We start from the raw sequence: 8,437 nt of genomic DNA on the forward strand, positions 1-8,437 counted from the left end.
GGGGCTGCTCCGCTCAGCGCCGCTGGTAGGTCACGGTCTCGGTGACGAGCAGGATGATCGAGATGACGTTCGCCAGGAGCGCCCCACCCGAGAGGGACACCACCGAACTCATCTGCGACGGGCTGAGCGTGGTGTCCGAAGCGCTGCTGAGGGCGATCCAGGTGATGGCCGCCGCGAGCAATTGGATGACGGCCACCAGGCTGGTGGCGAGATGCAGTGCCCCGATCTGCGTTCGGTCGCCGAACTTGAGGATGACCGCGACGACGTTGACGACGACCGCGGCATACAACTCATAGATGTTGTGCACGTGCGGATCGGTCAGGTCACCGACGAAGTAGCCGAAGTTCAACGTCCCGGCCAACACCACGAAGAAGCCGAAGACGACTTTTTCCAAGCTCACGAGGCAAGACCATACCTAGGCCGAGCGGCCTCGGGGTACTCCTCAGCTGACGTCGAGCGGGAGTTGCATTTCCAACAGCGACTTGCCGAGCCGGTCCTCGGCGGGGAGCTCAACCGGATAGGTGCCGGTGAAGCACGCCGTGCACAGCCGGTCACGTGGCTGGGTGGTGGCCGCGATCATGCCGTCCTCGCTGATATAGCCGAGGGAGTCGGCGCCGATGGAGCGGCAGACGTCGGCGACGTCGAGGCCGGTGGCGATGAGTTCGGCGCGCGTCGCGAAGTCGATGCCATAAAAGCAGGGCCAGCGCACCGGCGGTGAGGAGATGCGGACGTGGACTTCCGCGGCCCCGGCCTCGCGCAGCATACGAACGAGGGCCCGCTGGGTGTTGCCGCGCACGATGGAGTCGTCGACCACCACCAGGCGCTTGCCCTTGATGACCTCGCGCAGCGGGTTGAGCTTGAGACGTATGCCGAGCTGCCGGATGGTCTGGTTCGGCTGGATGAAGGTCCGCCCGACGTAGGCGTTCTTGACCAGGCCCTGGCCGTAGGGAATCCCCGACTCCTGCGCGTAGCCGATCGCGGCCGGAGTGCCGGACTCCGGCGTCGGGATGACGAGATCGGCCTCGACGGGATGCTCGCGCGCGAGGGTGCGCCCCATCTCCACCCTGGCCTCGTGCACGACCCGGTTGTTGATGGTGGTGTCCGGCCGCGCGAGATAGACGTACTCGAACACGCAGCCCTTCGGCTGCGCCTCGGCGAACCGGCACGAGCGGAGCCCGTTCTCGTCGATCGCGACGAACTCCCCCGGCTCGATCTCTCGGATGTATGCCGCGCCGACGATGTCGAGCGCGGCCGTCTCCGACGCGATGGCCCAGCCCCGATCGAGGCGGCCGAGGACGAGGGGCCGGATCCCCTGGGGGTCGCGCGCGGCATACAGGGTGTGCTCGTCCATGAAGACGAAACTGAAGGCGCCCCGCAGGGTCGGCAGGACCTCGAGGGCGCGTTCCTCGATCGTCTTGGTGGGGTCGTCCACGAGCAGCGCGGTGACCAGGGCCGTGTCGGTCGTGTTGCCGCGGCGAAGTTCCCCCGCGTGGACATCGAAGCCCTGGGCGGCCCGCTCCATGACAAGTTCGCGAAGCTCGGCCGAGTTGATCAGATTTCCGTTGTGCGCCAAGGCAACCGTGAAGCCGGAGTGCCCACCGAGGGTGGGCTGGGCGTTTTCCCACGTCGAGCCGCCGGTCGTGGAGTAGCGGCAGTGACCCACAGCGATGTGCCCGGTCAGGCTCGCCAGCGAGCGCTCGTCGAAGACCTGCGAGACCAGGCCCATGTCCTTGTAGACCAGCAGCCGGTGACCGTCGGAGGTGGCGATGCCCGCCGACTCCTGGCCGCGGTGTTGCAACGCATAGAGCCCGAAGTAGGCGAGTTTGGCGACGTCCTCGCCGGGGACCCACAGCCCGAAGACGCCGCAGGCATCCTGGGGGCCGCGTTCGCCGGGTATGAGGTCGTGGGACAGCCGTCCGTCACCGCGTGGCACGCTTCATGGTCTCACAGGGTGGCCGAGGCGATAACCTACTTGCGGACGCGGCCGTGAGGGCTGGCTGACATCTGCGGGGTCAGTGACGTCGGCGGCGTTGGTGAGCTCGGCGGGGTTGGTGAGTCGATCGAGCCAAACAGCCAGGAAGCACGTGAGCAGGGTCGTGCCGAGGATGTTGCGGCCCGCGTCGGCGAAGGTCCCCGAGGCGGATCCGGCGATATCACTGCCGGTGATCGATCCCCAGGCCACGAGCGTGGTGGTGAGGACGGCATACGCGATCAGGATGGTGGTGCGGCCTAGGCCAGCGAGGCCGGTTGCGGCGGCGTGCCCACCGCTGGTCACAAACCCCCAGATCACCCCGAAGAAGACCAGGCCGACGCCGGTGAAACCGAGGATCGGCGCAAATGGGTCGTTGACGAAGCCGCCGTGGAGGACGAACGCGATGAGGATGAGCGCCGTCAGCGCCGTGGCGAGCCAGTCAGGCGTCGGGGGCCGCCCCTGCCGTCGCCAGCGCACGCCGGCCGAGGCCAACTCCAACGTCACGAAGATCACGGCGGCGCGCGCGACGTCCGCGGTATCGAAGGCGCCCCAGGCTGGCGAATCGAGCCAGGTGTTCCACTGCGTCAGGACCAGCAGCACTGACCCCGCGACGCCCAGCCAGGCGAGAAGCACGCCGGGGTGGCCGCGCGCCGTGAACGCGGAGAGTCCGATCAGGGTGAGTCCGACGGTCGTCCCGTAGACACTGCCCACCCACGAGTGCCCGAGCGCGGACGCCACCGTGGTGGCGAACCCGACGAGGTGGATGCCGTCGGTGACGGCGGCCTCAAGGGTCGCCGCCACATAGGCAACCGCAGCGGGCGCGACGATGGCTGTCAGCAGGATGGCCATGACCGGCGCACCGGTGCTGGCCCCGGCCTCGACGTCATCCGCGCTTTCGGCGATGCCCCGGGTGGCCCAGCGCCACCACCGCACGACCCCGGCGAGCAGGAGTCCGGCCACAACGGTGCGCACGCCGAGCCGCCACGAGAGGTCGGCGTCGAGGAAGCGGCGCACCACGGCAAACAGGTCCCCCGCGAGCACGAGAACGACGACGCCGGCGAGGGCGCGCGGTTTGTCCGGGAGGGCCCGGGCAAGCGTGCGGGTGAGGAAGCCGGTGACGGTTCGGGCGAACGACACGGCGCCCGCCCCGGCCAGGATCGCGACCGGCGCAACGACCAGCGCCAGCAGAGTGAGGGTGCGCTCGAGCCCCTGTCCGAGCAGGGCGACGCCGCCGGACAGGCCCGGCTGGGTGTATGCCGTGGTGAGCCCGATCGCTGCCGGGACGACCACGAGCGCCGCCAGTGCGGCGGCCATTGGTTGGACGATCGTGGGCGGCGGCCGGAAGCGCCGCAGCAGCCAAATCGCGGGCGTGAGCAGCGCCGCCGCAGGCAGGCTTACCCACCCTTGCCAGGCCAACTCCCGAAAGACCCATGCGTCACCCGCAATGAGGATCGTGGGCAGCGTCACCAGGATCGAGGCAGCGATCGCGAGCCATGTCCGGGCGTATGCCGCGCCGAACACCCCCGCGAAGACACTCACCACGAGCAGGCCGGTCAGGACGGGGAAGGCGAGGACCGGGATGGTGACGGGATGCCCGGGGCGGGTGTCACTACCCAGGGTTGCCTCGCCGGGAAGCGTGGGCAGGGCAGCGAGATTCGGGCCGGCCAGGACGGCGAGTGCCGCGACGGCGAAGGCCAGCAGACCGACGATTGCGGTGGTCGCGCCCGGGACCCCGCCGCCGCGACCGCGCACGACGTTGTCGCGGACGGGACCCGAGAAGAAGGTCCGCCAGAAGTCGCGGGCGGCGGCAACGGCGGCGGAGCGGCTGGTCGGGGTTGCCTGATGGGTTGCCTGGCTCACGAGGTCCCCTCGAAGCGCAGGACGCCGGTCACACCGCTGATCCAGGTCGCGTCGCTGGGGGTGTTGTCGGTGCTTGTGGAGTTGGTGAGAGTCATGTCGGCGAGGGTGGTGGCGCCGGAGTGCTGGAGCGAGTCGAGGGAGGCGCCCGGCGCGCGCCGGGGCGCGGCATACCGATGCAGGAGTATGCCGTTCCCGTCGTAGACCCGGATGGTCCCGTCGAGCGCGGTGGTGGTGATGCGGATGGCCTTCCCAATGCCGGTGATGTCGATCGAACTGGCGTCGTCATCGGCACGCATGACGGGTCTCAGTTGGCTGTCGAGGATCTGAACGTGTGCGCCATCCAGGACGGCGACGCGCTCGTCGGCCCCGGCGAGGGCGGTGATCTGCTGGAGTCCGTCGAGGTGGACAGCGTTGCCGCGTCCGTCTGGGCTGACGACGAGCACCTGGCCACGGGAATCGGCAACGGCGACTCGGTTTCCGACGGGTGCGGGTCCGGCGCGCAGGGAGGCATCGAGGCGATAAATCACCTCGCCGGAGGTATCGAAACCGACGACCCCGGACTTCGTCGCGACCACGAGCGTGCCGTCACGAGTGAACGTCATCCCGATCGGGTCCGCGCCTGCTGAGCCTTCCGTGGCGGTCGCGCCCGCCCCGACATCGAGCAGGGTGAGTCGCCCGGATCGATCGAGCACTGCGACCGTCCTTCCGTTTGGATCGACAGCCAGCGCCATGACGGCGTGCGGCAGGCGGGTACGCCACCGGATCACGCCGGTGCGCGGGTCGAGCGCCGTCACGGCCCCGGCGGTGTCGCCGACAACGAGCACGTCGCCGGCACGCACGGGGCGCGTCACGACTGTCCCATTGCCGGGCAGCTGCCAGACGGGGAAGGGCAAGGGGTCGCTGGCCACGAAGCCGGTCGTCGTCAACGTCGCCGGATCGGTATCGGTGACGACATTGGCCTCCGGCAGCACGAGTGGGGCGGCGCTGCCCGCGAACGGATTCGAGCGGGTGGAGAGGTGGATTGGGGCGGACGTCGCCGGGCTACCGCCATTGGCCACGGGCTCGGCGAAGTTCTTCGTCGCCGCGAGGGCTTCGGCCGCCGCGACCACATCGAGGGTGCCCGTGGTTTCCGACGTCGCTGCGGTGAGCCACCGGCCCGGGCAAAAGGTGGCCGTCGTCGTGTCCTCCAAGGCGATGGCGCCCAGCGCGGCGCCCTAGGCCCGACCGAAGGTCCGAGCCCGTGGTGCGGCCCGCGGCCCAGCTGGGCTTGCGCGATGTCACAGGTGCGGCCCCGGGCGCAGCCGGATCGAGCCGGGGTCCACCCTGATGACCTTCGGGTCGAGCTCGACGCCCTGCCACGGCTCGAACCGCTTCCGCCAGGGCTCGACCTCGATCACCACGACCTCCTCACCGCGCTTGTCGAGCTCGTGCGCGAGGTCGGCCAGGCAGGCCCGCGATTCCGCGTCCGCCTCGGCGTCGAAGATGACGCGCGTGCCGTCGACGAACACCCGAGCAGCCACCGGATGCCGTGCGCCGTCACCATCCGTGGCCGTCGCCCGCAGGAGCAGCGCGAAGTCGCCGTCCGGGCCGTTGGCGGCGAGCAGCCACCCGGAACGTCCCTGCTCGGTGGCCTGCAGGGTGACCACGGCGGTCTCGCGCCCGGGCCCGCCCGCCACGGGCTCGTGCGACAGCACCGGGCCGGGCAGCGTCACGGCGCCAGAGGTGAGTGGAGCTTCCTCCCCCACCCAGAGCGCGTCGATCAGGCCCGTCTCGGGGTCAAGTGTGCGGGCCGAGGTGTCCCCGAGGCGGATCGTCCACGGGGAGAAGGTCACCGGGGGCACCAGGTCGACCGGGGTGACCTGCACCCGCCACGTCTCGTCGCTCCACCGTCGCGTGTAGCCGAAGTCGCGGGGCCCACCGTCGAGGCAGGACCGCTCCTTGTGGAAGGTGCCGCGTTCCTGCGGCCGGAGCGAGGGAGAGCGCGACTCGCGCGTCACGTCGACCCGCACGTGCGGGTGCAGGTCGTTCGTCGCGAGCGGGTCGGTGGCGACGAGCCCGACCACCCTGAGCCCCGGCCGGTTGACCTCGATGGAGACTGGGCGCGTCACGAGGGTGCCGCTGCTCGGCAGGTGCTCGGTCACGGGTTCGAGCGAGCCGGCGACCCTGCTGCCGATGGTGTCGGCCGCGATCGACTCGACGAGGGACTCCGTGAGCACCCTGGTGAGCCCTGCGAAGGCGACGCCCGCGACCGGCCCGGCCGTGACCGAGCCGAGCACCGCCAGCACGGCTGTGCAGAAGGCGAGGCCGTCGAGCTCTGACGTCGTCGTCCGGGGCACGGGATCCAGGACGATCGCCCCGGCCGGGTCGACCCGCGGCCGCAGGTCGACCCCGACCGAGCCGTGCATCCTGCCGGCACAGACCGGTGTCTCCGCCTCGTTGTCGACGTCGATCGCGATCCGCCCCGGCAGCAGCTCGGCGGCGATGCGCGTGACGTCGGCGATGACGTCGCTGAACGGGTCGGGCATGACCACGCGCGAATGGGCGACGCCCGAGCCGTACGGGGGTGGTGTCGCGGCGGTGATGTCGGCTTGGCCCTGCGGCGACGCGAGGTGCGCGGTCAGCTTGGCTGCCGCCTGGCCGCGGAAGCCGGCAACGTGGTCCGGGCTCCGGCGGGCGGCTTCCAGTTCGTCCTGCGCCGTGTCGGCGGCATCCGCGGGGGACTCGGTGCGCAGGGCTGCGGTGAACCGTGCGTGGTAGTAGGCGTTCTCCTCGGCGTGCACGAAGTCGCGCATGCGCCACTCCTGCACGAGGCGACGCACGACCTGCTCACGCAGGGCGGGAATCACCATGAAGCGCAGCACCGAGTCCTCCGAAACCTCGATGCTGAACCGGTGGGCCGGGACGGGCGCCCGCCCGAGCAGCCGGGTGGTGACGTCCAGCCGCTCGTCGCCGGGTGACGCCAGATCACCACCGGCTTTCTGCCCCGGCGCGCCCCCGGCGGCTGCGACCCGGTGGTGACCGAAGATCCCGAGGGTGTCGGCATCGACCCACTGCACCGTCGGCCAGCTCGCGAGGGTCGTGACAGCCGCGCTGTCCACTCCCTCGACAACTCGGAGCGCGGCTGCTCCCAGCGGTGACCATTGAGGACCCTGCCCGCGCAGCCAGGCCTCGAACTCCGACCTCAGACGCTCCTCCAGAGCATCGGTCGCGGCCGTCCCGAAGGGGCCTACCCCCGGCACCTGCGCATTCGCGATCTGGGCGTGGGATGCCGCGTCGAACGCGAGGTCCGCCACCGCCGTCGCGAGGTCGGCTCGCACCCCGACCAGGGTCGCTCGCACCTCCGGCGCGAGGCCGGGGTACGCGTCGTCCGGCGGAGGTGTCAACGCCACGGGCACGTTGACCCTTGCTCCTGCTGCCAGGTCACGCACGATGACCGTGCCTGTCTCGAGAACCTGCAGGGCGAGGCGGGTCAGTCGCGTCTCGAGACGCATCGTCGCCGTTCCGGGGACCGCAACAAGTCCGTGCTCGGCGAACCCACCCACGACGAGGGTGCCGGGGATCGCCGGATCGAGCTGGAGCGACAACTCGATCGGATGGGGACCGCCGAACAGGTGGAAGGACCCCCCGTCGGGCAGCGAGCGCTCGGGCCGGTTGAGCAGATCGGCGACCGTGAGGCGGTGCAGCTGCAGGACGAGGTCGAAACCGGCGAGGTCGATCATGAGTCAGTATGACACGCATCACATTCCGCCTGCCGACATAGTGTGGACGCATGCCCGCACGCAGGGGGCGGCCCCGGACCGCCGTGCTCAGTGCGACGGTCGCCGTCGTGGCGATGGTAGGCGGATGGACGTGGGCCGCCGCGCTGCAACCCGGGGGGGTTCGACGCCCGGTCCGAGACCATCAGCGCCCTCGCTGCCTCGGCCACCCCGCACCGCTGGGTCATGACCGCGGCGCTCGTCGTGACCGGGCTGGCCCACGTCGTCACGGCCTGGGCCCTCGGATCAGCCCAGCGCACCGGCCGTCTGGTCCTGGCCGGGGGCGGCGTCGCGACCCTGCTCGTCGCCGCCGTTCCGTTGCCGTCGCGCGCCGAGTACTCCGCTGCCCACACGGCGGTCGCCACGGCACCCTTCGTCCTGCTCGGCCTCTGGCCGTGGTTCGCCGCCCGGGAGGGCGGTGCGCGGGTGCTCTCCCACCGGGTGGCGCGGACGTCGGCAGCGGTGCTCACGGCATCCGTCGCGACCCTCGGGCTGGGGGTGAGCGGCGCGTCGTTCGGGCTCCACGAGCGGGAGGGGCAGCGTCCCGGCGCCGATGGGTTGGGTGATGCCGGTGGGACCGGCGACGAAGACCTCGGGGAGGGAGAAGTGTTGCCCGTCGACCGCCTGAACGGCATGAACGTTGGTCCACGCGACCGCATTCGGACTCCCCGCCACCTCTGCGCGGACCGCATTGGCGAGTTCGGTGGGGAGGGCACCCGCGAACTCCACTCCACGGGCCGGAGCTTGCGAATCGATCCAGTCGACCGGTCCAGCTCCGCCGCCTTCGCCGGGGGTTCTGTGGACACTCCAACGGACCTCATCGGAGAACCAGCGCGCGCTGGCCGGCGGG

Annotated in this window: 6 protein-coding genes; 1 reads left to right on the forward strand and 5 read right to left on the reverse strand. The window is 70.8% G+C overall.

The window, feature by feature from the left end; all coding sequences use genetic code 11:
* Window positions 1-13: 13 nt before the first annotated feature.
* The 5 genes from BN13_RS01975 to BN13_RS01995 form a co-directional block, all read right to left on the reverse strand.
* The gene (locus BN13_RS01975; protein WP_048543998.1) at window positions 14-400 is read right to left on the reverse strand and encodes a DUF6394 family protein; all 387 of its coding nucleotides are present in this window, start codon (window positions 398-400) and stop codon (window positions 14-16) included.
* 42 nt (window positions 401-442) lie between these two features.
* Window positions 443-1,933: an amidophosphoribosyltransferase gene (gene purF, locus BN13_RS01980; RefSeq protein ID WP_048543999.1), complete on the reverse strand. Its 1,491-nt coding sequence runs from the start codon at window positions 1,931-1,933 to the stop codon at window positions 443-445.
* Window positions 1,934-1,936: 3 nt separating this feature from the next.
* Complete coding sequence (locus tag BN13_RS01985) at window positions 1,937-3,832, reverse strand: hypothetical protein (protein ID WP_048544001.1); 1,896 nt, start codon at window positions 3,830-3,832, stop codon at window positions 1,937-1,939.
* Entirely contained in the window at window positions 3,829-5,022 is a 1,194-nt protein-coding gene (locus BN13_RS01990) for a YncE family protein (RefSeq protein WP_048544003.1), read from the reverse strand. The genes BN13_RS01985 and BN13_RS01990 overlap by 4 nt, the downstream gene beginning before the upstream one ends.
* An 87-nt stretch (window positions 5,023-5,109) precedes the next feature.
* Window positions 5,110-7,551 carry a hypothetical protein gene (locus BN13_RS01995; protein ID WP_048544005.1) on the reverse strand — a complete coding sequence of 814 codons (2,442 nt, stop codon included), beginning with the start codon at window positions 7,549-7,551 and terminating at the stop codon, window positions 5,110-5,112.
* A 180-nt stretch (window positions 7,552-7,731) separates the two neighbouring features.
* On the opposite strand from BN13_RS01995, the gene BN13_RS02000 reads away from it, so the two are divergent.
* On the forward strand, window positions 7,732-8,437 hold a 706-nt coding region (locus tag BN13_RS02000; RefSeq protein WP_157038692.1), incomplete at its 3' end, for a DUF998 domain-containing protein.

Source organism: Nostocoides jenkinsii Ben 74 (genome assembly GCF_001046875.1).
GTDB classification, from domain to species: domain Bacteria; phylum Actinomycetota; class Actinomycetes; order Actinomycetales; family Dermatophilaceae; genus Nostocoides_A; species Nostocoides_A jenkinsii.